Consider the following 25,069-nt stretch of genomic DNA (forward strand, 5'->3'; position numbering starts at 1 on the left):
CCGATGGTGACCGTCGAATTCGCTCCCAGCCTGCGCCGCCATGTGGCCTGCGAGCCCCAGTCCGTCGCGCCGGGCTCCTTGCGCGCCGTGCTCGAGACGGCGCTGCGCGCGGCGCCGCCCGAGTTGGCCAGCTATGTCTTCGACGACCAGCGCGCGGTGCGCCAGCATGTGGCGGTCTTCGTCAACCAGCAGATGGTGCAGGACCGCCGGCATTTGAACCAGATCCTGAACGCGGGCGACCGGGTTCTGGTGATCCAGGCCCTGACCGGCGGCTAGGCGCCGTCGGAGGGGCCGTCCCGCCCTGAAGGGAGAAAAGCATGCACACCCTGCTCGTCGGCAGCCGCAAGGGCCTGTTCGTCATCGACGGCGAAGGCCTGCGCTGGGAGATCGTGGCCCACCATTTCGCCGGCGACCCGGTCACCCAGGTGCTGGTCGACCCGCGCGACGGCGCCTGGTACGCCGCGCTGCGCCTAGGCCATTTCGGCGTCAAGCTGCGCAAGAGCGTGGACCAGGGCGCGAGCTGGCAGGAGATTGCCACCCCCGCCTTCCCGCTCAAGCCCGAGCAGGGCCCCTGGGCCGACGACGCCACGCCCTGGAGCGTGGACCTGATCTGGGCCCTGGCCGCGGGCGGCCCAGACCAGCCCGGCCTGCTCTGGGCCGGCTGCCTGCCGGCCGGCCTGTTCAAGTCGGAGGACGGCGGCGCCAGCTGGGCCCTGAACCAGCCGCTGTGGGAAGACCCGCGCCGCCGCGAATGGTTCGGCGGCGGCTACGACCATGCCGGCATCCACACCGTGCTGGTCGACCCGCAGGACGCAAGCCACCTGACGCTGGCCATCTCCTGCGGCGGCGTCTGGCAGACGCGCGACGGCGGCGCGAGCTGGCGCGCCACCTCGGCCGGCATGAAGGCCGACTTCATGCCGCCCGAACGCGCCGAGGACCCCAACATCCAGGACCCGCATTGCCTGACCCAGTGCGCCAGCCAGCCCGACGTGCTGTGGGTGCAGCACCATTGCGGCCTGTACCGATCCAGCGACGGCGGCGAGCGCTGGGACGCGCTGCCCCAGGCCCGGCCCACGGGCTTCGGCTTCGCCGTGGCCTGCGACCCGCACAACCCGCGCCGCGCCTGGTTCGTGCCGGCCCAGGCCGACAGCTGCCGCATTCCGGTCAACGGCCAGATGGTGGTCAGCCGCACCGACGACGGCGGCGCCAGCTTCCAGCAGTTCGGCGACGGCCTGCCGCAGCAGCATGCCTACCACCTGGTCTACCGCCACGCGCTGGACGTCGCCAACGACGGCCAGACCCTGGCCATGGGCTCCACGACCGGCGGGCTCTGGACCAGCGTGCATGCTGGCGAGGCCTGGCACTGCGTCTCGCGCGACCTGCCGCCGATCGCAGTGGTGCGCTTCGTCGGCTGATTTCGTTTACAGCGCCTTGACCAGCTCCGGCACCGCGGCAAACAGATCCGCCTCCAGCCCATAGTCGGCCACCGAGAAGATCGGCGCCTCCGGGTCCTTGTTGATCGCCACGATCACCTTGGAATCCTTCATGCCCGCCAGGTGCTGGATCGCGCCGGAGATGCCGCAGGCGATGTAGAGCTGCGGCGCCACGATCTTGCCGGTCTGGCCCACCTGCAGGTCGTTCGGGGCGTAGCCCGCGTCGACCGCCGCGCGGCTCGCGCCAATCGCCGCGCCCAGCTTGTCGGCCAGCGGGGTGATGACTTCGTTGAACTTCTCGGCCGAGCCCAGGGCTCTTCCGCCCGAGACCACGATCTTGGCCGCGGTGAGCTCGGGGCGCTCGCTCTTGGCGATCTCGCTCGAGATGAAGCTGCTCTTGCCGCTGGCGGCCACGGCCTCGACCTTCTCGACGGCGGCATTGCCGCCGCTCGCTGCCGCAGCGTCGAAGCCGGTGCTGCGCACGGTGATCAGCTTCTTGTCGTCCAGGCTCTGCACGGTAGCAATCGCGTTGCCGGCGTAGATCGGGCGCTCGAAGCTGTCGGGGCTGACCACCTTGGTGATCTCGCTGACCTGGGCCAGGTCCAGCTTGGCGGCCACGCGCGGGGCCACGTTCTTGCCGGCAGCGGTGGCGGGGAACAGGATATGGCTGTAGTTGCCCGCCAGGGCCAGCACCTGGGCGGCGATGTTCTCGGCCAAGCCATGGGCCAGGGCTGCGCCGTCGGCGTGGATCACCTTGGCCACGCCCTGGATCTTGGCGGCGGCTTCGGCCGCCGGGCCGGCGTTGTGGCCGGCGACCAGCACATGGACTTCGCCGCCGCAGGCTGCGGCGGCGGTGATGGTGTTGAGGGTGGCGCCCTTGAGGGAGGCGTTGTCGTGTTCGGCAATAACCAGTGCAGTCATGATCAGATCACCTTCGCTTCGTTCTTGAGCTTGTCCACCAGGGTGGCGACGTCGGGCACCTTGATGCCGGCGCCGCGCTTCGGGGGTTCGGCGACCCTGAGGGTCTTCAGACGCGGGGTCACATCGACGCCCAGGTCCTCGGGCTTGAAGCTGTCCAGTGGCTTCTTCTTGGCCTTCATGATGTTGGGCAGGGTCACGTAGCGCGGCTCGTTCAGGCGCAGGTCGGTGGTGACCACGGCCGGCAGGGACAGGGACAGGGTCTCCAGGCCGCCGTCGATCTCGCGCGTGACGCTGACTTTGTCGCCCGCAACTTCCACCTTGGAGGCGAAGGTGGCCTGGGGCAGCTCGGCCAGAGCCGCCAGCATCTGGCCGGTCTGGTTGGCGTCGTCGTCTATGGCCTGCTTGCCCAGGATGACCAGGCCTGGCTTTTCCTTCTCGACCAGGGCCGCCAGCAGCTTGGCCACGACCAGGGGCTGGAGTTCTTCATTCGTCTCGACCAGGATGGCGCGGTCGGCGCCTATGGCCATGGCGGTGCGCAGGGTTTCCTGGCACTGGGCCACGCCGCAGGAGACGGCGATGACCTCGGTGGCCAGGCCTTTTTCTCTGAGGCGCACGGCCTCTTCGACGGCAATCTCGTCGAAGGGGTTCATGCTCATCTTGACGTTGGCCAGGTCGACGCCGCTGCCGTCGGACTTGACGCGCACCTTGACGTTGTAGTCGACCACGCGCTTGACGGGGACGAGGATTTTCATAAGCAGCCTTTCAGTTCCAGGTTATCAATCACACCAGGCGCGCGCCCGGTCCAGTTGCTCGCGGCACTCGCGCACCATGCGTGCCATCAGTTCGGCGCAGCTCGGCACGTCGTCGATCAGGCCCATGCACAGGCCGGCCGAGACCACGCCCTCGTTGACCTCGCCGGACTGCAGGGCGGCGCGCCCGCGCGCACCGGCCACCAGGGGGCGCAGTTCCTCGAAGAGGGCGCCGCCCGGACGGTTCTCCATCGCCACCACCTCTTCCGAGATCGCGTTGCGCAGCACGCGCACCGTGTTCCTCAGGGGACGGAACATCAGGCGGGTATCGCGCTCGCTCGCGCCGACCAGGGCCTGCTTGATGTTCTCGTGCACCGGCGCCTCGCGCGTGGCGAGGAAGCGCGTGCCCATGTTGACGCCCTCGGCACCTAGCGCGAGCGCCGCAGCCATGCCGCGCCCGTCGGCGATGCCGCCCGAGGCGATCACCGGGATCTTGAGCGCACGCGCGGCCAGCGGGATCAGCACCAGGCCCGGCACGTCGTCCTCGCCCGGGTGGCCCGCGCATTCGAAGCCGTCGATCGAGATCGCGTCGACGCCGTTGCGCTCGGCCGAGAGCGCGTGGCGCACCGAGGTGCACTTGTGCACGATGGTCACGCCATGGGCCTTGAACTTCTCGATGAAGTCGCGCGGGCTGTTGCCCGCGGTCTCGACGATCTTCACGCCGCCGTCGACGATGACCTGCGCGTACTCGGCATAGGGCGGCGGCTTGACGGCCGGCAGCATGGTCAGGTTCACGCCGAAGGGCCGGTCGGTCATGCTCCGCATGCGCGCGATCTCGCGCCCCAGGTCCTCGGGCGTGGGCTGGGTCAGCGCGGTCAATATGCCCAGCCCGCCGGCGTTGGAGACGGCCGCGGCCAGCTCGGCCAGGCCCACCCATTGCATGCCGCCCTGGACGATGGGGTAGCTGATGCCCAGCAGTTCGGTGATACGGGTCTTCATGTTGGATTCCAGAAACTGTGGCTGCCCTGCGCCCTCATTCGAGCTTGGCGCCCGACTGCTTGATCAGGCGCTCCCAGACCGGCAGCTCCTGCTTGTAGACCGCGTCGAAAGCCTCGGGCGAGCTGTCCTTGATCTCGAAACCCATGGCGGCGATGCGGCTGCGCACATCGGGCAGCTGGCAGGCCGCGCGCAACTCGGCCGCGATGCGGTCGACCACGGGCTTCGGCGTGCCGGCCGGCGCCGCCACGGCCAGCCAGCCGGTGATGCGGTAGGCCTCGTCCTTCAGGCCCTGCTCGGCCAGCGTGGGCACGTTGGGCAGCGTGGCCATGCGGCGCTCGCCGGTCACGCCCAGGGCCCGGATCTTGCCGGCCTCCAGGTGCGGCTTGGCCTGCAGCGCGCTGGCATAGGCCATCTGGATCTGGCCGCCGATCAGCTCCTGCATCATCGGCGCCTCGCCTTTGTAGGGAATGTGGTTCATCTCGGCCTGCTGCGTGAGGCTCATGTGCGCGCCGGCCAGATGCGGGTAGGCGCCTATGCCGTAGGAGCCATAGGCCAGCTTGCCCTTGTTGGCCTTCACGTACTGCAGCAGCTCGGGCGCGGTCTTGACCGGCACGCTGGGATGCACCACCAGCACCAGCGGCGCGGTGGCGATCTGGTAGACCCGCACCAGGTCGCGCTGCGGGTCGTAGGGCAGCTTCTCGTAGAGGAACTGGTTGGTCAGCAGCGAGTTGCTCAGCGACAGCACCAGGGTGTGGCCGTCGGGCTGCGCCTTGGCCACGGTGTCGGTGCCTATGATGCCGGCCGCGCCGGCCTTGTTCTCGACGACGACGGGCTGCTTGAAGGCCTGTGCGAGCTTCTCGCCGAGCAGGCGCGCCAGGATGTCGGTGGCGCCGCCGGGCGGGAACGGCACGACCAGGCGGATCGGCTTGCTCGGGAAGGCCGGGGCCTGGGCCCAGGCGGCCGTGCCGGTAGACAGGGCGAGGGCCGAGGCCAGGGCACCGAGCCAGGCACGGCGGGTGTTGAAGATGGTGTTCATGCTTGTCCTGATGTCTATCGTGGGGATGAGAAATGGCCGCTACGCGACGACCACCTGGGTCTTGAACGGCAGGGGCTCGAGAGCCTGCTGCAGCCGCTGCACCAGCGGACCCGCGGCCGCCGGGTCGATCAGCACCTGGATCGCGCTCTCGCCCTGGGCCTGTACGCGCGGGCGCGCCGCGGGGTCCAGGCCCAGCCCGGTGCAGACCTCGTCGACGATCGCCTCGACGACCTGGCGGGCGGCCAGCAGGCGCAGTTCGGGTTTGTAGATCTTGCCGACATTGGTCATCGGCAGGGTCTCGAGCAGGGTCACAGCCTTGGGCCGGGCCGGCGCCTCGTCGACGCGCGCGGCCGTGAAGGCCAGCAGCTCGGCCTCGCTGGCCGAGGCGCCCGGTTTCAGGCTCGCGAAGGCCACGGGCAGCTCACCCGCGTAGGCGTCGGGCGCGCCCACGGCCGCGCACAGCTGCACGGCCGGATGGGCGGCCAGCGCGTCCTCGATCACCTTGGGGTCGATGTTGTGGCCGCTGCGGATGATCAGGTCCTTGGAGCGGCCGCTCAGGTGCAGCCGGCCCTGCTCGTCGAGCCAGCCCAGGTCGCCGGTGGCGAGCCAGCCGTCGGCCGTGAAGGCGCGGGCGTTGTCGGCCGGGTCGACGAAGCCCGAGAACAGGTTGGGCGACTTGAACAAGACCATGCCGGACTCGCCGGGCGGCAGCTCGCGATCGCTTGCATTGCCCTGCGCGTCCAGCGCAACGATGCGCACTTGGGAGTACGGCAAGCGGAAACCCACGCAGCCCGCCGGACCGACGACGCCCGGCGGCGTGATGGTCGAGATGCCGGCCATCTCGGTCATGCCCAGGCTCTCGTGCACATGCAGGCCGAACAGGCGCTCGAAGCGCGCGGCCAGCTCGGGCGGCAGCACGGCGGCGCCGGTGCGGCAGTAGCGGATCGAGGAGATGTCGGCCCCCGCCAGCGGCACATTGGCCAGCGCGGCCAGCACCGTGGGCACGGCCGACAGCGAGGTCGGCCGGTAGCGCTCGACCAGGCGCCAGTAGTTGGCGATGACCTCCTTGTTGCGCAGCAGGCCGGTGGTCGGGATGATGACCTCGGCCCCGGCCGAGAGCGCGGCCAGCGAGGCCGGCAGCACGCCGGCCACATGGAACAGCGGGTAGCCGTTGATCGTGATGTCGCTGTCGCTCAGGCCCTGCAGCTGCACGCTGGCCCAGGCCGTGAAGACCTGGGCGCCATGGCTGTGGCGCGCCAGCTTGGGCGCGCCCGTGGTGCCGCCGGTATGGAAATAGGCCGCGATGTCGGCCGGCGCGATCTCGCGGCCGCTGATCAACCGGTCGGCCGGCTCGCGCTCGCGCAAGGCCTTGAAGTCGGCCACGCCCTCGGGCAGGGCGGGCGCGGCCCCCGGCAGCTCATCGTGCGGCGCAACGCGCAGCAGCGTGCCTAGCGACGGCACCTGGCCGCGCAGGCGCAGGGCCTTGGACCAGTAGCCCGCATCCTCGTCCGCGCCCCAGGCAATCAGCACCTTGGCCCGCGCAGCCCGCATCAGCGCGGCCAGTTTTTCCTCGCTCAGCAGCGGGTTGAGCGGCTGCACGATGCCGGCCGCCTCGCCGCCCCAGAGCGCGAGGTGGTACTCGAGGCAGCCAGGCAGCAGCACCGCGACCGCATCCTGCGGCCCGACACCGAGGCGGTGCAGCGCGTTGGCGGCCTGGTGGATGCCGGCCAGCAACTCGGCGTAGGTCCAGCGGACCGGCGTGCCTGCCGGGTCGGCCGGGTCGACACTCGGCAGGAAGCTCAGTGCGGTCTTGTCGCCGAAGGCCTGGGCCGCGTTGCGGAAGATCTCGTAGGTGCTGTGCACCGGCAGGGCCTCGGCGAGAGGCCGCTGCTCGAGGCGACGGATGTCCTCCAGGCTGCGGATAGCGAACGCCGGGGCGAACGGGGGATGGATAGCGGGCATGCCTTGTCTCCTGGCTCGTCTTCTCGTCTCTGGCGCACCGGTCTCACTCCACCGCGATGCCCTTGTCGCGGATCACCTTGCCCCACTTGACGTAGTCCTGCTGCATGCGCTGGCCCATCTGCACCGGCGCCTGGAAGTTGGCGATCGCGCCGGCCGTCAGCAGCTTGTCCTGGGTCTCCTTCTCGGCCAGGATCTGGCGCACCTCACCGCTGATGCGTGCGACCATCTCCTTGGGCGTGCCCGGTGGCGCCAGCAGGCCGCCCCAGGACACGGCGTCGTAGCCCTTGAAGCCTTGCTCGGCGATGGTCTTGACCTCGGGGATCATGCTCACGCGCTGGGGCGAGCCGACGGCGATCGCGCGCAGCTTGCCGGCCTGGATATGCGGCAGGGCGGCCACGAGGTCGGCGTACATCATGGGCACCTGGCCGCCTATGGTGTCGGTGATGGCCGGCACGCCGCCCTTGTAGGGCACATGCTGCATGTCGAAGCCGCCAAGCTGCTTGAGCAGCTCCATGCTCAGGTGGCCGAAACTGCCCGCGCCCGAGCTGGTGTAGTTGAGCTTGCCGGGCTGGGCCTTGGCATGGGTGATCAGCTTCTGCAGGTCGCTCACCGTGGGCATCAGCTGGGGGTTGACCACCACCACGATGGGCAGGTCGTAGACCGTGGCCACGGGCGTGAAGTCCCGGACCGTGTCGTAGCCCGCCTTCTTGTACAGGTGCGGCGCCAGCAGGGTGGGCGTGGCCAGCATCATCAGCGTGTAGCCGTCGGGCGCGCTCTTGGCCACCTGGGCGGCCGCGATCGAGCCCGAGGCACCGGCCTTGTTCTCCACGATCACGGGTTGCTTGAGGCGCTCGGCCAGCTTCTGGCCGACGATGCGCGAAGCCGTGTCGGTCGGGCCGCCCGGCGGAAAGGGCACGATGAGCTTGATCGGCTTGCTCGGCCAGGCCTGGGCAAAGGCGCTGCCGGCCAACAGGCTGATGCTGCCCAAGGCGGCCAGGCTCAGCAGAACGCTGCGACGGGTGAAAAAGTGGCTCATTCGCAAGTCTCCTGTGGCTTCTGCGGCAGGGTCAGCACGCCCTTGGACTGCAGTTCCTGCAGCTGCGCATCTGACAGTTCCAGCAACTGTTGCAGCACCTCGCGCGTGCCCTCGCCCAGCGTGGGCGGCGCCATGCGGATCGGCAGGCGCTGGCCGTCGAGGCGGTAGGGCGGCGCGAACACATGGGTCGTGCCCGCCACCGGGTGCGGCATTTCCTGCAGCAGCCCGCCCTGGCGGGTGCGCTCGCTGGTCAGGGCCTCGTGCAGGCCCGCCACCTTGCCGCAGGGGATGCCGGCGGCGCTCAGGCGCGCGAGCAGCAGCTCGCGCGGGAAGCTGCGAATCAGTTCGACCATCATCGGCAGCAGGCTCAGTCGGTTCTTCGCGCGCTCGACGTTGGTGGCGTAGCGCGGGTCCTCGACGATGTCGGGGCGCCCGATCACCTCGCGGCAGAACTTGTCGAACTGGCTGTTGTTGCCGACGGCGATGATGAGCGGGCCGTCCGCCGCATCGAACATGCCATAGGGCACGATGGAGGGGTGGGCATTGCCATAACGCTGCGGGTCATGCCCCAGCAGCAGGGCGTCCAGGCCATAGTAGCCCGTGACCATGAGGCCGCAGTCGTAGAGCGCCATCTCGATCAGGCGACCCTTGCCCGTGCGCTCGCGTCGGAACAGGGCGGCCAGCACAGCCTGGGCCGCGTACATGCCGGTCATCATGTCGACCACGGCCACGCCGAACTTGAGCGGCGGCTGGTTGGCCTCGCCGTTGAGGGCCATGAGTCCGGCCTCGCCCTGGATCACCAGGTCGTAGCCCGGCCGCTTGGCCTCGGGGCCGGCGCTGTTGTAGCCCGCCACCGAGCAGTAGATCAGCGCCGGCTTGATGGCCTTGAGCTGCTCGTAGCCCAGGCCCAGCTTCTCGGCGCCGCCGGTCTTGAAGTTCTGGATCACCACGTCGAACTGCGGGATCAGGTCGTGGATCAGTTTCACGCCCTCGGGCGTCTGCAGATCCACGGTGATGGACCGCTTGTTGCGGTTCATGCTGTTGTAGTAGGTGGTCTCGGTCTTGCCGATGCGCATGCCCCAGTCACGCGTGTCGTCGCCGCGGCCGGGGTGCTCGACCTTGATGACCTCGGCGCCGAAGTCGGCCAGCACCTGGCCGCACAGCGGCCCGGCAAACACCCGGGAGAGGTCCAGCACGCGCACGCCCTGGAGCGGAAAGTCCATGCCCTCGACAGCGGCCGTTGTGCTTGTGGTGCTCATGCTCGCTCCTGCCGGCCCAGCGCCATGTAGCGCGCCAGGTGGTGGTCCTCGTCGCCGAGCTGGTGGTCGATCATGACCAGACGCTTGGCGTAATGCGCAAGCGGCAACTCCCAGGTCATGCCGATGCCGCCGTGCATCTGTATGCTTTCCTCGGCCACCAGCGCGGCTATGCGGCCGATGCTGAACTTGGCGGCCGAGACCGCACGCTCGCGCGTGAGGCGGTCGGCGTCGATCGCTGCCGCGGCGTTGATTACGGCCGAGCGCGCCTGCTCGACCTCGAGCAGCAGGTCGGCCATGCGGTGCTGCAGGGCCTGGAAGCTGCCGATGGGCACGCCGAACTGCTTGCGCGTGCGCAGGTACTCCAGCGTGTGCTGCTTGGCCACCTCCATCGCGCCCAGGGCCTCGGCACTGAGGGCCAGCAGGCCATGGGCGATGGCGAGCTCGAGCGTGGCCAGGCCCTGGCCCTCGGCGCCCAGCAGCGCGTCGGCGCCGAGTTGCACCTGGTCCAGCACGAGCTCGGCCGCGCGGCCGCCGTCGATGCGGCCGTAGCCGCGGCGCGTCAGGCCTGCGGCGTCGCCGGGCACCAGGAACAGGGAGAGCCCGGCCTCGTCCTCCAGCGCGCCGGCCGTGCGCGCCGACACCAGCAGCAGCTGGGCTTCGTCGCCGAACAGCGCCACGGCCTTGGCGCCGGAGAGCACCCAGCCCTCGCCCTGGCGCTCGGCGCGCGTGGCCACGCGCGAGAGCTCGTAGTGATTTCCCGGCTCGTCGTGCGCCAGCGCGGCGATCTGGCTGCCGGCCATCAGGCCCGCCAGGCGCTCCTTCTGCGCGGCGCTGCCGGCGGCGGCGATCGCGCGGCCCACCATGAGGGCGCCGAGGAAGGGCTCGGCGACCAGGCCGCGGCCCAGGCTCTCGAACACCACGGCGATGTCGAAGCCCGCGCCGCCGAAGCCGCCCTCGCTTTCCGGGAACAGCGCGCCTATGGCGCCGAGCTCGGCGAACTGCTGCCAGAGCTCGGTGCTGTGGCCCTGCTCGCCGTAGGCGATGCGGTTGCGGGATTCGAAGCCGTACTGCTCGGCGACGAAGCGGTCCAGGCTGTCCGCCAGCATGCGGCGGTCTTCGGTGTGCTCAAAATTCATCGCAGTCCCCTCACAGGCCCAGGATCATCTTGGAGATGATGTTCTTCTGGATTTCGTTGGAGCCGCCGAAGATCGACAGCTTGCGGTAGTTGAAGTAGTTGGCGGCGGCCGTGGCAGCCTCCTCCGGTCCGACGGGCTCGTCGTCGTCGCCGGCGTACTGCGCAGCCTCGATGAAAGGCAGCGCGTAGGGCCCCATGGCGCGGCGGATCAGCGAGAGGATCTCCTGGCGGATCTCGGTGCCGCGGATCTTGAGCATGGAGCTCTCGGCGCCCGGCACGCCGCCGCCGGCCACGGCCGCGATCACGCGCAGGTTGGTGGTCTTCATGTTCTCGAGGTCGATCTCGACCTTGGCCATGCGCGCCGCGAACTGCGGGTCCTGGTCCAGCGGGCGGCCGTGGCGCTGCACCTTGCCCGCCACCACCTTGAGCTTTTCCAGCGCGGCCACCGAGAAGCCGACGCCGGCGATGCCGGTGCGCTCGTAGGTCAGCAGGTACTTGGCGTAGGTCCAGCCCTTGTCCTCCTCGCCGACCAGGTTCTCGGCCGGCACGCGCACGTCGGTGAAGAACACCTCGTTGACCTCGTGGTCGCCGTCCAGCGTGCGGATCGGGCGCAGCTCGACACCCGGCGTGCCCATGTCCACCAGCAGGAAGCTGATGCCGGCCTGCGCCTTGGCCTGCTTGTTGGTGCGCACCAGGCAGAAGATCATGTTGGCGTGCTGGCCCTGGGTGGTCCAGGTCTTCTGGCCGTTGACGATGTAGTGCTCGCCCTGTTCGTCACGCCCGCGCACCGCCGTGGTCTTGATCGAGGCCAGGTCGGAGCCCGAGCCGGGCTCGGAATAGCCCTGGCACCACCAGTCGGCGCCACTCAGGATGCGCGGCAGCCAGTATTTCTTCTGCGCCTCGTTGCCGTACTTGATCAGCACCGGACCCAGCATGTTGACGCCGAACGGCACGATGCGCGGCCCGCCGGCCAGCGCGCATTCGTTGTCGAAGATGAACTTCTGCACCGCGCTCCAGCCCGGCCCGCCCCACTGCTCGGGCCAGTGGTTGGCCAGCCAGCCGCGCGCGTTGAGGATGGCGTGCCATTCCTCCTGGTCCTGCTTGGTGAGGCGCTGGCCGGCCTTGACCTTGTCGGAGATGCGCTTGGGCAGCTGGTCCTTCAGGAAGGCCTGCACCTCGGCGCGGAAGGCTTGCTCTTCGGGGGTGAAATTCAGATCCATGTCGTACCTCAGAAAATCTCGAACAGCCCGGCCGCGCCCATGCCGCCGGCGATGCACATGGTGACCACGGCGTATTTCGCCTTGCGGCGGCGGCCTTCGAGCAGCACATGGCCGGCCAGGCGCGCGCCGGTCATGCCGAACGGGTGGCCGATGGAGATCGCGCCGCCGTTGACGTTCAGGCGCTCGTCGGGAATGCCCAGGCGCTGCTGGCAGTACAGGGCCTGCGAGGCGAAGGCCTCATTGAGCTCCCAGAGATCGATGTCGTCAACCTTGAGCCCGTGGCGCGCCAGCAGCTTGGGCACGGCGAACACCGGGCCTATGCCCATCTCGTCGGGCTCGCAGCCGGCCACGGCCAAGCCGCGGAAAGCCCCCAGGGGCGCGAGGCCCAGGCGCTCGGCCTCGCGGCCTTCCATCAGCACGCAGGCCGAGGCGCCGTCGGACAGCTGGGACGCGTTGCCGGCCGTGACGAACTGGTCCGGGCCCTTGACCGGCTGCAGCTTGGCCAGGCTCTCGTAGCTGGTGCCGGGGCGGTTGCAGTTGTCGGCCTCGGCCACCACCGCGCGCTGGCTCACCGCGCCGCTCTCCTTGTCGGTCACGGCCATCACCGTGCTGCAGGGCACGATCTCGTCCCTGAAGCGGCCAGCCGCCTGGGCCTCGGCGGTCTTGCGCTGGCTCTCGACCGAGAAGCGGTCCTGGGCCTCGCGCGAGATGCCGTAGCGGCGCGCCACGATGTCGGCCGTGTCGATCATGGCCATGTAGAGATCGGGCTTGTGCTCCACGATCCAGGGGTCCATGCCGGAGTTGCCGTCGTCGCGCGTGCGAATGCCCGAGATGCTCTCGACGCCGCCCGCGATCATGGCCGGCGCGCCCTCGGCGACGATGCGCCCGGCAGCCATCGCAATAGCCTGCAGGCCCGAGGCGCAGAAGCGGTTCACGGTGGTGCCGGCGATGGACAGCGGCAGCTCGCTGCGGATCACGGCCTGGCGCGCGATGTTGCGGCCGGTGATGCCCTCGGGGTAGCCGCAGCCGAGGATGGCGTCCTCGATCAGCGCGGGGTCCATGCCGGCGCGCTCGACGGCGGCCTTGACGGCAAAGGCGGCCAGGGTCGGGCCAGGCGTGATGTTGAATTCGCCGCGGTGCGACTTGGTCAGCGGCGTGCGGGCGGTGGAGACGATGACGGCTTCACGCATGGCGTGTCCTTACAGAAAGTGGGAAACGGGTGGTCCGCGGCTTATTCGCTGCGGTTGAGGCTGTCGAAGTTCGCGCCCTTGGCGACCAGGTCCACCAGCAGCGGCGAGGGCTGCCAGAACAGCGGGTCGTCTTTCGCGAATTCGCGGATGTCGGCCAGTATCCTGTCTAGCCCCACCATGTCCGCGTACTTCATAGGGCCGCCGCGGTGGCGCGGGAAGCCGTAGCCGTAGAGGAAGGTCACGTCCACGTCCAGCGGGCGCAGCGCGATGCCTTCGTGCACCACGTTGGCCCCCTCGTTGACCATGGCCGCCATGTAGCGGCGCATGATCTCGTCCTGGCTGAAGCTGCGCGGCGTGATGCCGGCGCGCTGGCGCTCGGCGGCCACGATGGCCAGCACCTCGGGGTCGGGCTGGCCGATGCGCGCGCCCTCGGGGTAGAGGTAGTAGCCGCGGCCGGTCTTCTGGCCGAACCAGCCGCGCTCGCAGAGGCGGTCGGCGATCTGCACGTAACGCGCCTTCGGATCGCGCGTGGCGGCCTTGCGCTTACGCGTGGCCCAGCCGATGTCGCCGCCGGCCAGGTCCGAGACCTGGAACGGGCCCATGGGGTAGCCGAAGGCACGCACGGCCTCGTCGATCTCGTAAGGGCTGGCACCGTCCTCCATCATGTGATCGGCCGCCGCACGGTAGACGGCCAGGATGCGGTTGCCGATGAAGCCGTCGCAGACGCCGGCGCGCACCGGCACCTTCTTGAGCTTCTTCGCGAGCTCGAAGGCCGTGGCGACCACGTCGGCGCCGACCTGGGCCGGCACCACGATCTCGAGCAGCTTCATGATGTTGGCCGGCGAGAAGAAATGCAGGCCGATCACGTCCTGCGGCCGCGAGATGCTGGCCGCGATGGCGTCGATGTCCAGGTAGGAGGTGTTGGTGGCCAGCACCGCGCCCGGCTTGCAGCAGCGGTCGAGCTCGGCGAACACGGCCTTCTTGACCTCGAGGTCCTCGAACACGGCCTCGATCACCAGGTCCACGCCGGCCAGGGCCTCGTACGAGGTGCTGCCCGCGAAGCGCGCCATCACGGCAGCCTTGGCCTCGGGCGTCAGGCGGCCCTTGGCCACCAGGCCGTCGTAGACCTTCTCGACGTTGGCGCGGCCGCGCGCGATCGAGGCCTGGTCGCGCTCGACCATGGTCACGGGCAGGCCGGCGTCCAGCGCCGCGACCGCGATGCCGGCGCCCATGGTGCCGCCGCCGACCACGCCCACGCTGGCGATGGGCCGCGGCTGGGCCGCCTTGGCCTCGGGCACCTTGGCCACCTCGCGCTCGGCAAAGAAGGCGTGGATCAGGCCGGCGCGCTGCGGGCTGTCTATGCACTGCAGGAACAGCTCGCGCTCGCGCTTCAGGGCGGCGTCGAAAGGCAGATCCAGGCCGGCCTGCACCGCCTCGATCACTTTGAGCGGCGAGAACAGGCCGCGCGATTTCTTGACCGTCTCGGCCTTGAGCGCGCCCAGTGCCGCCTGGCTGGCGGCCTTGTCGGCCAGGGCCGCCTGGGCGTCGCGCGTGCGGCGCACGCCCGCGCCCTGGGCCAGCAGTTCCTCGGCATAGGCGAGGCCCGCCGCGCGCGCGTCGGCGCCCTCGCCCAGCCGGTCGATCAGCCCAGTGGCCAGCGCTTCCTGGGCGCCCATGTGGCGGCCGCTGAGCATCAGCTCCACGGCCGGCTTGACGCCCATCAGGCGCGGCGCGCGCTGCGTGCCGCCCGAACCCGGCATCAGGCCCAGCTGCACCTCGGGCAGGCCGAGCCTGGCGTCGGCCATGGCCAGGCGGTAATGGGCTGACAGCGCGATCTCGAGACCGCCGCCCAGGGCCGGGCCGTGCAGGGCGGCGACCACGGGCTTGGCGCAGGCTTCGATGCGGTTGCAGACCTCGGGCAACGAGGGCGGCAGCGGCGGCTTGCCGAACTCGCGGATGTCGGCACCGGCGATAAAGGCGCGCCCGGCGCCCACCAGCAGCACGGCCGCCACCTCGGGGTCGGCGTCGGCCTGGGCTATCGCCGCCAGCAGGCCACCGCGCACGCCCACGCCCAGCGCATTGACCGGCGGGTTGTCGATCGTCACCACGAGCACGCGGCCCTGGCGGGCGGTCTGGACAACGGGATGCTGGGCGTCAGCGCTCATGCGGGGGTCTCCTTGGGTTGGGGGGCAGGGTTCTGGATCGGAACCGCATTGTTCATCCGCCAAAGAGTCTTGACAATCACATAAAATATTGACAGACCGTCAAATCATGTTTGACAATCCTTCCTCATGGACCTGAGCTCGCTGACCCTGCTGGTCGACATCCTGGACGCCGGCAACCTGAGCCAGGCGGCGCGCAAGCTCAAGATGACACGCGCCAACGTCAGCTACCACCTGAGCCAGCTCGAGCGCTCGGTAGGCGCGCAGCTGGTGCGCCGCACCACGCGCCGCGTCGAGCCCACCGAGGTCGGGCTGCGCCTGTACCGCCACGGCCTGAGCATCCAGAACGAGCTGCTGGCCGCGCGCGAGACGGTGTCCACCCTGGGCCAGAGCCTGCAGGGCCGGGTGCGGCTGAGCGTGCCCAGCGGCTATGGCCAGATGGTGATGAGCGACTGGCTGATCGAATTCAAGCGCCTGTACCCGGCCATCGTGCTCGACGTGCTGTTCGAGAACCGCGTCGACGACCTGGTGCGCGACGAGGTCGACATCGCGATCCGCGTGCTGCCCGAGCCGCCCCAGGCCCTGGTCGCGCGCGAGCTCGGCCCGGTGCGCTACGTGGCCTGCGCCTCGCGCGACTACGCCAGCGCCAAGGGACTGCCAACCGAGCTCGATCAGCTGCGCAGCGCGCCGCTGATCACCTCGGGCGTGGCCAGCCGGCAGCTGCGCCTGTCGGCCTATCGCGGCGGCCAGCGGCATGAGGTGACGCTGGAGCCCACGCTGATCTCCGAGCATTTCCCCTTCCTGCGCCAGGCCATCCAGGCCGGCCTGGGCGTGGGCCTGGTGCCGGACTACGTGGTACAGGACGCCGTGCAGTCCGGCGAGATCCTCACCACGCTCGACGACTTCAGGCTCAGCATCTTCGGCACGCAGATGTTCATGCTCTACATGCCCAACCGCTACCAGACCCGCGCCGCGCGCAGCTTCATCGACTTCGTGCTGGACAAGGCCGGCACGGCGCGAGTGGAGATTCCCCCCGAAGCCGGTATTGGCGCACAATGAGGGCCGATGCAGCACGCACCGGCCTCAGGGAGAAGCGCATGAGCACGGACGACCAGACTTTCAAGCCGCTCGACCCGGGACGGGTCGACCCCCTGGACGCCAGGGAAATGGCCTACTGGTGCCGCGAGTTCGGCTGCACCCTGCCCCAGCTCGAGGCTGCCATCGCCCGCGTCGGCGAGCATGTCACGGCCTTGCGCGAAGAACTGGAGCGGGTCGTCGGCAAACGGCGCTCGAGCTGACTGGGCCATCCCGGGCCACCCACGGGCTCATCGGATTGCATCACCGCGGTGGCGGCCGCGCGGCGGCGTCCACCGCAGCGAGGAAGTTCTTGTAGCGGATCGGCTTTTCGATGTAGCCATCGCAACCCGCGTCAAGTATGCGCTCCTTGTCGCCTTTCATGGCGTAGGCGGTGAGCGCGATGATCGGGATATCTTTCGTTCCGGGATCGGCCTTGAGGATGCGCGTGGCCTCCATGCCGTCCATGTCCGGCAACCCGATGTCCATGAGGATGATGTCCGGATGCTCACGACGGGCGATCGCTATCGCTTCGCCCGCCCTCCCGGCTTGGAGCAAGGCATGTCCCTCGCTCTCGAGAACCGCCACCGCCAGCATCATGTTGGTGGGCGAGTCTTCGACAATCAGTATCCGCGACATGATTTTCTCCCGTAAGCACTGAACACTTCCCATGCAAAGCGCGCTGGACCTCGGCAAGGAATTGCGGCCGGTCCAGATAAGCCTTCCCCACGATTTTCAGGACGTCCCCGTTCAACCGCTGCTGGTCCGCCTTCGTGATCGTCTTGCCGGTCAGGATGAGGATGGGCACGGCAGCCGTGTCGGGCCGGGATTTCAGCGCTTCCACCACGTCGAAGCCGCTGATGTCCGGCATCACGAGATCCAGGATGATGAGATCAGGCAACAGCCGTCGCGCGCTCGCGATCGCCTCGCGCCCCCCATGGGCGCGAAACACCTCGCAGTTCTGCTTTTCAAGGTGGGCCGCGATCAGTTCCACGGCTTTCCTATCGTCGTCTACGACCAGCACCGAGAATTTTCGGCCGGACTGACCACCGATTCCGACACCGAATCCCAGTTCGCCGATCGCGTACAGCAGTGTTTTTCGTGCCACCGGTTTCTGCAGCACCTTGGCCGCACCGAGCGCGAAGCCGGTTTTCTTGTCCGCGACAATGGAGACGATGACCACCGGTATGCCGGAAAGTAGCGCAGATTTCTTGATTCTGGAGAGCGCCTCCCAGCCGCCCATGCCGGGCAGCAACAGGTCGAGCGTGATGAGGTCGGGGCGCTCCTGCGCAGCCATCTCCAGCCCGCGGACGGCATCCGGCGCCCAGTCAACGCGAAAGCCCGCACCCTCCAGATGGGCGCGCAGGGCCGTCGCCGCAAGCTCGTCGTCCTCGATCACCAGGGCTCGCCGCGTGAGAGCGCCTTTCACAGCTGTCGTTTCGGCGGCTTCGGCTGCCATTGACGTCAAGCCGGATGGCTCTGCCTGTCTGGCCTCCTCCAGCGTTTTCCGCCAAGGCAGCCATACGGCGAAACAAGAGCCGCAGCCGGGCGCGCTGGCGACGCCGACCGTTCCACCATGCAGTTCGGTCAGCCGCCTGACCATGGCCAATCCAAGGCCGGTGCCATCGTGCTGCCGCGCCAGGGACGAATCGAGCTGAAGGAAAGCCTGAAAGAGGCGCGGCAGGTCCGCTCTGTCGATGCCGATGCCGTTGTCGCACACCCGGATCTCGAGGAAATCCTCGTATTCGCTCTGCGGCAGCGGCAACTGGTGGCAGCCCCCGCCTTGCGGGGCGACCAGTCTCATCTCGCCCCGCTTTACAGCACGCGCGGAAACCCGCACCTCGCCGCCCTCCGGAGTGAACTTGACGGCGTTGGAGAGCAGGTTGTAGACGATCTGCTTGACCTTACGCGCGTCGGCGCCGATGTCTCCGGCGTGATCTGGAACGTCGAGCTTCAGCCTGATGCGGTGCTGAAGCGCTTTTTCCTTGATGATGCTGAATCCCGCTTCAAGCACGCCGGCCACGTCCACCGCCTCGAGCTCGAGCGCCATCCTTCCCGCCTCGACCTTTGATAAATCGAGGATGTCGTTGATGAGCGAGAGCAGGTGCATGCCGCTTTTGAAAATCTCGGTGACATAGTCCCCCTGCTTCTTGGTCAGCTCTCCGCCCAAGCCGTCCTTCAAAACCTCGGAAAAGCCGATGATCGCGTTCAACGGTGTGCGCAACTCATGCGACATATTGGCCAGAAACTCGGATTTCATTTTCGTGGCGTCTTCGAGTTGCAGGTTCTTGCGCGCGATCTCCTCGGTGTGCAGCTGCAGTTCCTCAGACTGGCGCTTGAGCTGGCGATTGAGGTAGAAGAGGTCGACGAACACCCCTATCTTGGCGCGCAAGACATCCGGTACGATAGGCGAGTAGATGTAGTCCACGGCGCCAAGCGTATAGCCCCTGGAGCGCTCGATTTCCGAGCCGGCTTCGGCGGTGACGAAAATGATGGGCGTATGCGCCGAGCGCGGTCGGTTGTGGATCAGGATCGCCGTTTCGAAGCCATCCATGATCGGCATGTAGACGTCCAGCAGCACCACGGCGAAGTCACGTTTCAAAAGCTGGCGCAGCGCTTCGCGCCCCGACCTTGCGGTGAGCACGTTCAGGCCCATGCTGGCGACGACGGCTGCGATCGACGCCAGCTTGTTCTCGTTGTCGTCCACCACCAGGATGCTGGCCGGCTCGCCGTCCCGCGACAGCGGATGCAGCAGCTCATCGGAGTGACTCAAAGCCGGAATCTCAGTCTGTTCCGCTTCCATGCCATGGCTCCTGCAAATGCGCGTCTTGCCTTTTGAATATCACTGTTTCAGGCCCAGTTCGAGGAGATGCGGCCCGATCTCCTCGAGCGCGAGCTCGACGGCATCACGGGCGGCCCGTTTGGCGGCCTCCGGCATCGTTCCCGCGTGGGCCTGTGCGGGGCATTCGACGAGAGCCACGCCCTCGTGCCGTCGGATGGCCGCCAGGCCCCGGGCCCCGTCCTCACTTGAGCCGGTCAGAATCACCCCTATCGTGCGCGCGCCGAACGATTCCGAGGCACTTTCGAACAGCACGTCGATCGACGGCTGCGCGAATAGCACCGGATCTTCCGTGGACAGCGCGAAGTGATCGCCATCGACCAGCAGGTGGTAGCCCACCGGCGCGAGGTACAGGTTGCCCGGTTCAATGGGCTGCTTGTCGACGGCTTCTCGCACCTGCAGGGCGCACCCCTGCTGCAACACGAATCGAAGCGCATCGCTGGTGACCGGCTGGCGGTGCTGAACGACCACAATCGGAAGCGGGAACGTCGCCGGCAGCGTCGACAGGACCGTGCGCAAAGCCTGCAGCCCCCCCGTCGACGCCCCAATGACGACCAGCGCGTATTTCATCACCATCCCTTTTTCTTAGCTTGCCTTCCGGTACAGTTTTCCCGCCTCGTCCACCACGTCGTACCGGTCTTCAAACGGCGTGAAGCGCAGCGATTCGCCAGCCCCCAGCCACAAAACGCCGCCCGGCGCCAGGCTCTGGTACAGGAGCTTGTGCACCCGGGCCTGCAATTCGCGGTTGAAATAGATCATGACATTGCGGCAAAGGATCACATGGAATTCGTTGAAGGACGAGTCAGTGACCAGGTTGTGCGTCGCCCAGACGATGTTGCCGCGCAGAAAGTCACGCATGATCGCGCCCTCGTGTTTGGCGGCGTAGTAATCGGAAAACTGCGCAAGACCACCGCTGTGCTGATAGTTGCCCGTGTATTCGCGCATGCGCTTGAGCGGGAAGATCGCACCCCTGCCCTTGGCCAGCACCCTTTCGTTGATGTCGGTTGCATAGAGCTTGGTCTTGCCCAGCAGTCCCGCCTCATGCAGCAGGATGGCCATGGAATAAACCTCCTCTCCCGTACAGCAGCCCGCATGCCAGACGCGGACGAGGGGCAGGCCGCGCAGACCCGGCACCACCTTGTCACGAAACACCTGGTAGACGCCGGGGTCGCGAAACATGGCCGAGACGTCCACCGAAAGCACATCGAGGAAGCGCGCCATGCACGCCGCTTCTCGCAGCACGCGCTCCTGAAAGGCCGACAGCGTGGCAAGCTTTTCCAGGGTCATGGCGCGGCGGATGCGCCGCATGAGAGATGCGACCGCATAGTCACGCAAATCGTAGCCATAGCGCTGGTATATCGCCTTCAGAAGCAGCGGCAGCTCAATGGTCTCGATGGCGACAGACTCCGGCTGATCCAGCCGTTCCAGCGCTGTCATGGCACGCACCCCCTACCTGTAAAGCCACACCCGCATGAGTGAGAGGAGTTGATCGGTATCCACCGGCTTGCTCACGTAATCCGAGGCACCGGCCTCGATGCATTTCTCCCGGTCTCCCTTCATCGCCTTGGCCGTGAGCGCGATCATGGGCAGCGCCTCGAATTTCTTGATCTTGCGGATCTGGCGCATGGTCTCGAGGCCATCCATCTCCGGCATCATGATGTCCATCAGCACGATGTCGGTGTCGAGATTCTTTTTCAGCAGCTCGATCGCTGCCTTGCCATTTTCCGCCGAAACCACCTCCAATTTGTTGCGCTCCAGCACGCTGGTCAGCGCAAAGATGTTGCGCACGTCGTCGTCCACCACCAGCACTTTCTTGCCCGCCATGGTGTCCGCGTTCTGATAAAGCTTTTCCAGCATCTGGCGCCGGTTGTCCGGCAGCCTGGAGACGACGCGATGCAGGAACAGCGCGGTTTCGTCAAGCAGCCGCTCGGGCGATTGCACGTCCTTGACGATGCCCTTGCCGACCAGCGCCTTGAGCTTCTCCTGCTCGCCCCTCGGCAACACGCCCGTCCCGTAGACGATCACCGGCACGTCCTGCGTCAGCTCATTGGCCTGCATCGCCTCGAGCAGATCGGTGCCCGACATGTCGGGCAGCCTGAGATCCAGCACCATGCAGTCATAGCGCTTCTTCTTCAACGCCGAAAGTGCCTCCTTGCCGCTGGCGACAGACTTGATGCGGACGTCGCCGTTGCCGATGATTTCGAGGATGCTTCTGCGATGCACCTCATCGCCGTCGGCCACCAGCAGGTCCTTTACCTCCAGCTCGGAGAACTTCTTGATTTCGGCGAGCGCCTTCTGGATGGCATCCGCCGTCACCGGCTTGACCAAGTACTCGAAGGCGCCGTAGCGCAGGGCGCGCGGCCGGTTGTCCTCGACCGAGATGATGTCGACCGGAATGTGGCGGGTCGCCGGATTGCGCTTCAAGCGCTCCAGCACGACCCAGCCGTCAACGTCGGGCAGATGGAGATCGAGGGTGATCGCCGTCGGCCTGAATTCGCTGGCGAACTGCAGCGCCTCGTCGCCACGCGTGGCGACCAGGCCCTTGAAGCCCTTCTGCCGCGCCGCGTCGAGCAGGATGTCGGCGAACCTGATGTCGTCTTCGACGATCAGCAGGATGCGGTCTTCCGGCTTGAGCGTGGCGCGGTCGTCGCCGGCCTCGCCCGTCGGCCCCCCGGGATCCGCCACCGCTTCGTCCGACAGGCGCGCGCGCGGGATGTCCTCCACCGACGGCTCGTCCCGGGACGCCGTACCGGCGGATCGCGATGGCGCACCCCATTCGCTGCGCAGCCGTCCCCTGCCACCGGTCCCGCTGCCGGCTGGCATCCCGCGGCTTGCCTGGGCGGTCTCGGTGGTGCGTTGCGGGAGGAACAGCACGAAGGTGCTGCCCTTGCCGGCCTCGCTGCGGGTCAAGCGCAACTCGCCACCCAGCAGGCGCGCGATCTCGCGACTGATGGACAGGCCCAGGCCGGTGCCGCCATACTTGCGCGCCGTACCCGTGTCGGCCTGCTGGAAGGCTTCGAAAATGATCTTCTGTTTTTCCGGGGGCACGCCGATGCCGGTATCCGTGACCGAGAAGGCGACGACGGTCTCGCTGCGGTTCAATCCGGCATGGTCCACGCTCCAGCCTGAAGTCGCCGGCTCAACGCGCACCGTGACGCGGCCCTTGTCGGTAAACTTGAAAGCATTGGACAAGAGGTTCTTGATCACCTGAAGCAGCCGCTTCTCGTCCGTGCGTATCGTTTCGGGCAGCCCAGGCGCCAACTCGACCAAGAAGCCCAGGCCGCGGTTTTCCGCCACATGGCGGAAGTTGCGCAGGAGCTGCTCGTGCATGCCGTTGAACGGCACCTCGGCCAGATCCAGCGTCACGGTGCCGGATTCGATCTTTGAAAGGTCCAGGATCTCGTTGATCAACGCCAGCAGGTCCTTGCCCGAGCCCTGGATGGTCTTGGCATACTCGACTTGTTTCGAGCTGAGGTTCTTGTCCTCGTTGTCGCTGAGTTGCTGGGCCAGGATGAGCAGGCTGTTGAGCGGCGTTCTCAACTCGTGCGACATGTTCGAGAGAAATTCCGACTTGTACTTGGACGTGAGCGTCAACTGCTCGGCCTTGTCCTCCAGCGCCATCTTCGCGGTCTCCACCTCGCGGTTCTTGCGCTCGACTTCGACCTTCTGCTCCTCAAGCAGGCGCGCCTTCACCTCCAGCTCCTCGTTGGTCTGGCGCAGTTCCTCCTGGCCGCTCTGCAGTTCCTCCGTGAGCGACTGGGACTGCTTGAGCAGCTCCTCTGTGCGCATGTTGGCTTCGATCGTGTTGATCACGATGCCTATGGATTCGCCGAGCTGGTCGAGAAAGGTCTGGTGGATCTGGCTGAACAGCGTGAACGAGGCCAATTCGACCACCGCCCTGACCTTGCTTTCGAAAACGATGGGCAGGACCATGATGTTCAACGGCCGGGCCTCGCCCAGGCCCGAGGTGATTTCGATGTAGTCGTTCGGCACGTTGGTGAGCAGGATGCGCTGCTTCTCGTAGGCGCACTGTCCGACCACCCCCTCGCCGATCCGCCATTCGTTGGCGAGGTTCTTGCGTTCCTTGTAGGCGTAGGCCGAGAGCAGCCGCAACCTCGGGTTCTCAGGCTGGGTTTCGTCCATGATGTAGAAGATGCCGTGTTGGCCGTTGACGAGCGGCGCCAGCTCGGAGAGCACCATCTTGGACACAGCCGCCAGGTCGCGCTGCCCCTGGAGCACGCGGGTGAACCTGGCCAGGTTGGTTTTGAGCCAGTCCTGCTCGGCATTCTGCCGCGTGGTTTCGCGCAGGTTGCGGATCATTTCATTCACGTTGTCCTTGAGGTCTGCCACCTCGCCCTTGGCTTCCACCTGGACGTTGCGGGTGAGATCGCCCTTGGTCACCGCGGTCGCCACCTCCGCGATCGCCCGCACCTGGTTGGTCAGGTTCGCCGCCAGACCGTTCACGTTGTCGGTCAGATCCCTCCAGGTGCCGGCCGCGCCGGGCACATTGGCCTGGCCGCCGAGCTTGCCCTCGACGCCCACTTCCCGAGCCACCGAAGTCACCTGGTCGGAGAACAGGGCCAGGGTGTCGGTCATGTCGTTGATGGTGTCGGCCAGCTCGGCGATCTCGCCCTTGGCCTCCACGGTGAGCTTCTTTTTCAGATCGCCGTTCGCCACCGCGGTCACCACCCTCGCGATGCCGCGCACCTGGTTGGTCAGGTTGGCCGCCATGAAGTTCACGTTGTCGGTCAGGTCCTTCCAGGTCCCGGAAGCGCCGCGTACGACCGACTGGCCGCCGAGCTTGCCCTCGGTGCCCACCTCGCGTGCCACGCGCGTCACTTCCGCGGCGAAGCTGTTGAGCTGATCCACCATGGTGTTGATGGTGTTCTTCAGTTCCAGGATCTCGCCCTTGACGTCCACCGTGATCTTCTTGGACAGGTCGCCGTTCGCCACCGCGGTCGTCACCGTGGCGATGTTGCGCACCTGGTCGGTGAGATTGGAGGCCATCATGTTGACGCTGTCGGTCAGATCCTTCCAGGTGCCTGCCACGCCGGTGACGAAGGCCTGGCCTCCCAGCCGTCCTTCCGTGCCCACCTCGCGCGCCACCCGCGTGACTTCCGAGGCGAAACCGCGCAACTGCTCGACCATGGTGTTGATGGTTTCCTTGAGCAGCAGGATCTCGCCGCGCACGTCCACGGTGATCTTCTTGGACAGGTCGCCGTTCGCCACCGCCGTCGTCACCTCGGCGATGTTGCGCACCTGGCCAGTTAGGTTGCCGGCCATCGAGTTCACGTTGTCGGTCAGGTCTTTCCAGGTCCCCGAGACGCCCTTGACGTCGGCCTGGCCGCCGAGCTTGCCCTCCGTGCCCACCTCGCGCGCCACCCGTGTCACCTCGGAGGCGAACAGACCCAGCTGGTCCACCATGGTGTTGATGGTGTCCTTGATCTGCAGGATCTCGCCCTTGACGTCCACCGTGATCTTCTGGCCGAGGTCGCCCTTGGCAATCGCGGTCGCCACCTTGGACACGTCGCGCAGCTGCACCGTCAGGTTGCCGGCCATGGCGTTCACGCTCTCGGTCAAGTCCCTCCAGGTACCGGCCACGCCGGTGACCTCGGCCTGGCCGCCGAGCCGCCCTTCCGTGCCCACCTCGCGCGCCACCCGCGTCACCTCGGAGGCGAACAGACCCAGCTGGTCCACCATGGTGTTGATGGTGTCCTTGATCTGCAGGATCTCGCCCTTGACGTCCACCGTGATCTTCTGGCCGAGGTCGCCGTTGGCAATCGCGGTCGCCACCTTGGACACGTCGCGCAGCTGCACCGTCAGGTTGCCGGCCATGGCGTTCACGTTCTCGGTCAAGTCCTTCCAGGTGCCGGCCAACCCCTTGACCTCGGCCTGGCCGCCGAGCTTGCCCTCCGTGCCCACCTCGCGCGCCACCCGCGTCACCTCGGAGGCGAAAGACCCCAGCTGGTCCACCATGGTGTTGATGGTGTCCTTGATCTGCAGGATCTCGCCCTTGACGTCCACCGTGATCTTCTGGCCGAGGTCGCCGTTGGC

Annotated in this window: 20 protein-coding genes; 4 read left to right on the forward strand and 16 right to left on the reverse strand. The window is 67.5% G+C overall.

Annotation, left to right across the window (positions count from 1 at the left end; genetic code table 11):
- The first annotated feature begins 3 nt into the window (after nucleotides 1–3).
- Nucleotides 4–276, forward strand: coding sequence for a MoaD/ThiS family protein (locus tag FFS10_RS12185; protein WP_137894739.1), 273 nt, complete (start codon nucleotides 4–6; stop codon nucleotides 274–276).
- 41 nt (nucleotides 277–317) lie between these two features.
- Nucleotides 318–1,415 carry a WD40/YVTN/BNR-like repeat-containing protein gene (locus FFS10_RS12190; RefSeq protein ID WP_137894740.1) on the forward strand — a complete coding sequence of 366 codons (1,098 nt, stop codon included), beginning with the start codon at nucleotides 318–320 and terminating at the stop codon, nucleotides 1,413–1,415.
- A gap of 6 nt (nucleotides 1,416–1,421) precedes the next feature.
- On the opposite strand, the gene FFS10_RS12195 is transcribed toward FFS10_RS12190, so the two are convergent.
- From FFS10_RS12195 to FFS10_RS12245, 11 genes are read right to left on the reverse strand one after another with little or no spacing between them, the layout of a single operon-like run.
- Nucleotides 1,422–2,354, reverse strand: coding sequence for an electron transfer flavoprotein subunit alpha/FixB family protein (locus tag FFS10_RS12195; RefSeq protein ID WP_137894741.1), 933 nt, complete (start codon nucleotides 2,352–2,354; stop codon nucleotides 1,422–1,424).
- 2 nt (nucleotides 2,355–2,356) lie between these two features.
- Nucleotides 2,357–3,106, reverse strand: a complete 750-nt coding sequence (locus FFS10_RS12200; protein WP_137894742.1) for an electron transfer flavoprotein subunit beta/FixA family protein — start codon at nucleotides 3,104–3,106, stop codon at nucleotides 2,357–2,359.
- Nucleotides 3,107–3,130: 24 nt separating this feature from the next.
- Entirely contained in the window at nucleotides 3,131–4,102 is a 972-nt protein-coding gene (locus FFS10_RS12205) for an NAD(P)H-dependent flavin oxidoreductase (RefSeq protein WP_137894743.1), read from the reverse strand.
- Nucleotides 4,103–4,136: 34 nt separating this feature from the next.
- Nucleotides 4,137–5,138: a Bug family tripartite tricarboxylate transporter substrate binding protein gene (locus FFS10_RS12210; protein ID WP_137894744.1), complete on the reverse strand. Its 1,002-nt coding sequence runs from the start codon at nucleotides 5,136–5,138 to the stop codon at nucleotides 4,137–4,139.
- A gap of 39 nt (nucleotides 5,139–5,177) precedes the next feature.
- Complete coding sequence (locus FFS10_RS12215; protein ID WP_137894745.1) at nucleotides 5,178–7,100, reverse strand: acyl-CoA synthetase; 1,923 nt, start codon at nucleotides 7,098–7,100, stop codon at nucleotides 5,178–5,180.
- A 43-nt stretch (nucleotides 7,101–7,143) separates the two neighbouring features.
- Nucleotides 7,144–8,136, reverse strand: coding sequence for a Bug family tripartite tricarboxylate transporter substrate binding protein (locus FFS10_RS12220; RefSeq protein WP_137894746.1), 993 nt, complete (start codon nucleotides 8,134–8,136; stop codon nucleotides 7,144–7,146).
- The gene (locus tag FFS10_RS12225; RefSeq protein ID WP_137894747.1) at nucleotides 8,133–9,395 is read right to left on the reverse strand and encodes a CaiB/BaiF CoA transferase family protein; all 1,263 of its coding nucleotides are present in this window, start codon (nucleotides 9,393–9,395) and stop codon (nucleotides 8,133–8,135) included. Before FFS10_RS12225 ends, FFS10_RS12220 begins: the two co-directional genes overlap by 4 nt.
- Complete coding sequence (locus FFS10_RS12230) at nucleotides 9,392–10,531, reverse strand: acyl-CoA dehydrogenase family protein (RefSeq protein ID WP_137894748.1); 1,140 nt, start codon at nucleotides 10,529–10,531, stop codon at nucleotides 9,392–9,394. The genes FFS10_RS12225 and FFS10_RS12230 overlap by 4 nt, the downstream gene beginning before the upstream one ends.
- Before the next feature lie 10 nt (nucleotides 10,532–10,541).
- The gene (locus FFS10_RS12235) at nucleotides 10,542–11,750 is read right to left on the reverse strand and encodes an acyl-CoA dehydrogenase family protein (protein WP_137894749.1); all 1,209 of its coding nucleotides are present in this window, start codon (nucleotides 11,748–11,750) and stop codon (nucleotides 10,542–10,544) included.
- A gap of 8 nt (nucleotides 11,751–11,758) precedes the next feature.
- Nucleotides 11,759–12,940 (reverse strand): acetyl-CoA C-acyltransferase, encoded by a 1,182-nt coding sequence (locus FFS10_RS12240; RefSeq protein WP_137894750.1) that lies wholly within the window; start codon nucleotides 12,938–12,940, stop codon nucleotides 11,759–11,761.
- Between the two features lie 41 nt (nucleotides 12,941–12,981).
- The gene (locus FFS10_RS12245; RefSeq protein ID WP_137894751.1) at nucleotides 12,982–15,105 is read right to left on the reverse strand and encodes a 3-hydroxyacyl-CoA dehydrogenase NAD-binding domain-containing protein; all 2,124 of its coding nucleotides are present in this window, start codon (nucleotides 15,103–15,105) and stop codon (nucleotides 12,982–12,984) included.
- Nucleotides 15,106–15,231: 126 nt separating this feature from the next.
- Between FFS10_RS12245 and FFS10_RS12250 the strand changes: the two genes are divergently transcribed.
- Nucleotides 15,232–16,161, forward strand: coding sequence for a LysR family transcriptional regulator (locus FFS10_RS12250; protein WP_137894752.1), 930 nt, complete (start codon nucleotides 15,232–15,234; stop codon nucleotides 16,159–16,161).
- 38 nt (nucleotides 16,162–16,199) lie between these two features.
- On the forward strand, nucleotides 16,200–16,400 hold the full coding sequence (locus FFS10_RS12255) for a DUF3606 domain-containing protein (RefSeq protein WP_137894753.1): 201 nt from the start codon (nucleotides 16,200–16,202) through the stop codon (nucleotides 16,398–16,400).
- Nucleotides 16,401–16,440: 40 nt separating this feature from the next.
- On the opposite strand, the gene FFS10_RS23165 is transcribed toward FFS10_RS12255, so the two are convergent.
- From FFS10_RS23165 to FFS10_RS12280, 5 genes are all read right to left on the reverse strand, one after another.
- Nucleotides 16,441–16,776: a response regulator gene (locus FFS10_RS23165; RefSeq protein ID WP_349654584.1), complete on the reverse strand. Its 336-nt coding sequence runs from the start codon at nucleotides 16,774–16,776 to the stop codon at nucleotides 16,441–16,443.
- Nucleotides 16,685–18,979 carry a response regulator gene (locus tag FFS10_RS23505; protein WP_137894755.1) on the reverse strand — a complete coding sequence of 765 codons (2,295 nt, stop codon included), beginning with the start codon at nucleotides 18,977–18,979 and terminating at the stop codon, nucleotides 16,685–16,687. The genes FFS10_RS23165 and FFS10_RS23505 overlap by 92 nt, the downstream gene beginning before the upstream one ends.
- A 39-nt stretch (nucleotides 18,980–19,018) precedes the next feature.
- Nucleotides 19,019–19,585: a chemotaxis protein CheB gene (locus FFS10_RS12270; protein ID WP_137894756.1), complete on the reverse strand. Its 567-nt coding sequence runs from the start codon at nucleotides 19,583–19,585 to the stop codon at nucleotides 19,019–19,021.
- Between the two features lie 15 nt (nucleotides 19,586–19,600).
- Complete coding sequence (locus tag FFS10_RS12275) at nucleotides 19,601–20,452, reverse strand: CheR family methyltransferase (protein ID WP_137894757.1); 852 nt, start codon at nucleotides 20,450–20,452, stop codon at nucleotides 19,601–19,603.
- Nucleotides 20,453–20,464: 12 nt separating this feature from the next.
- Nucleotides 20,465–25,069: HAMP domain-containing protein (locus tag FFS10_RS12280; protein WP_137894758.1), on the reverse strand; the 4,605-nt coding region annotated here is incomplete at its 5' end.

The sequence above is a fragment of the Ramlibacter sp. 2FC genome, from assembly GCF_005503345.1.
Lineage (GTDB): Bacteria > Pseudomonadota > Gammaproteobacteria > Burkholderiales > Burkholderiaceae_C > SCMQ01.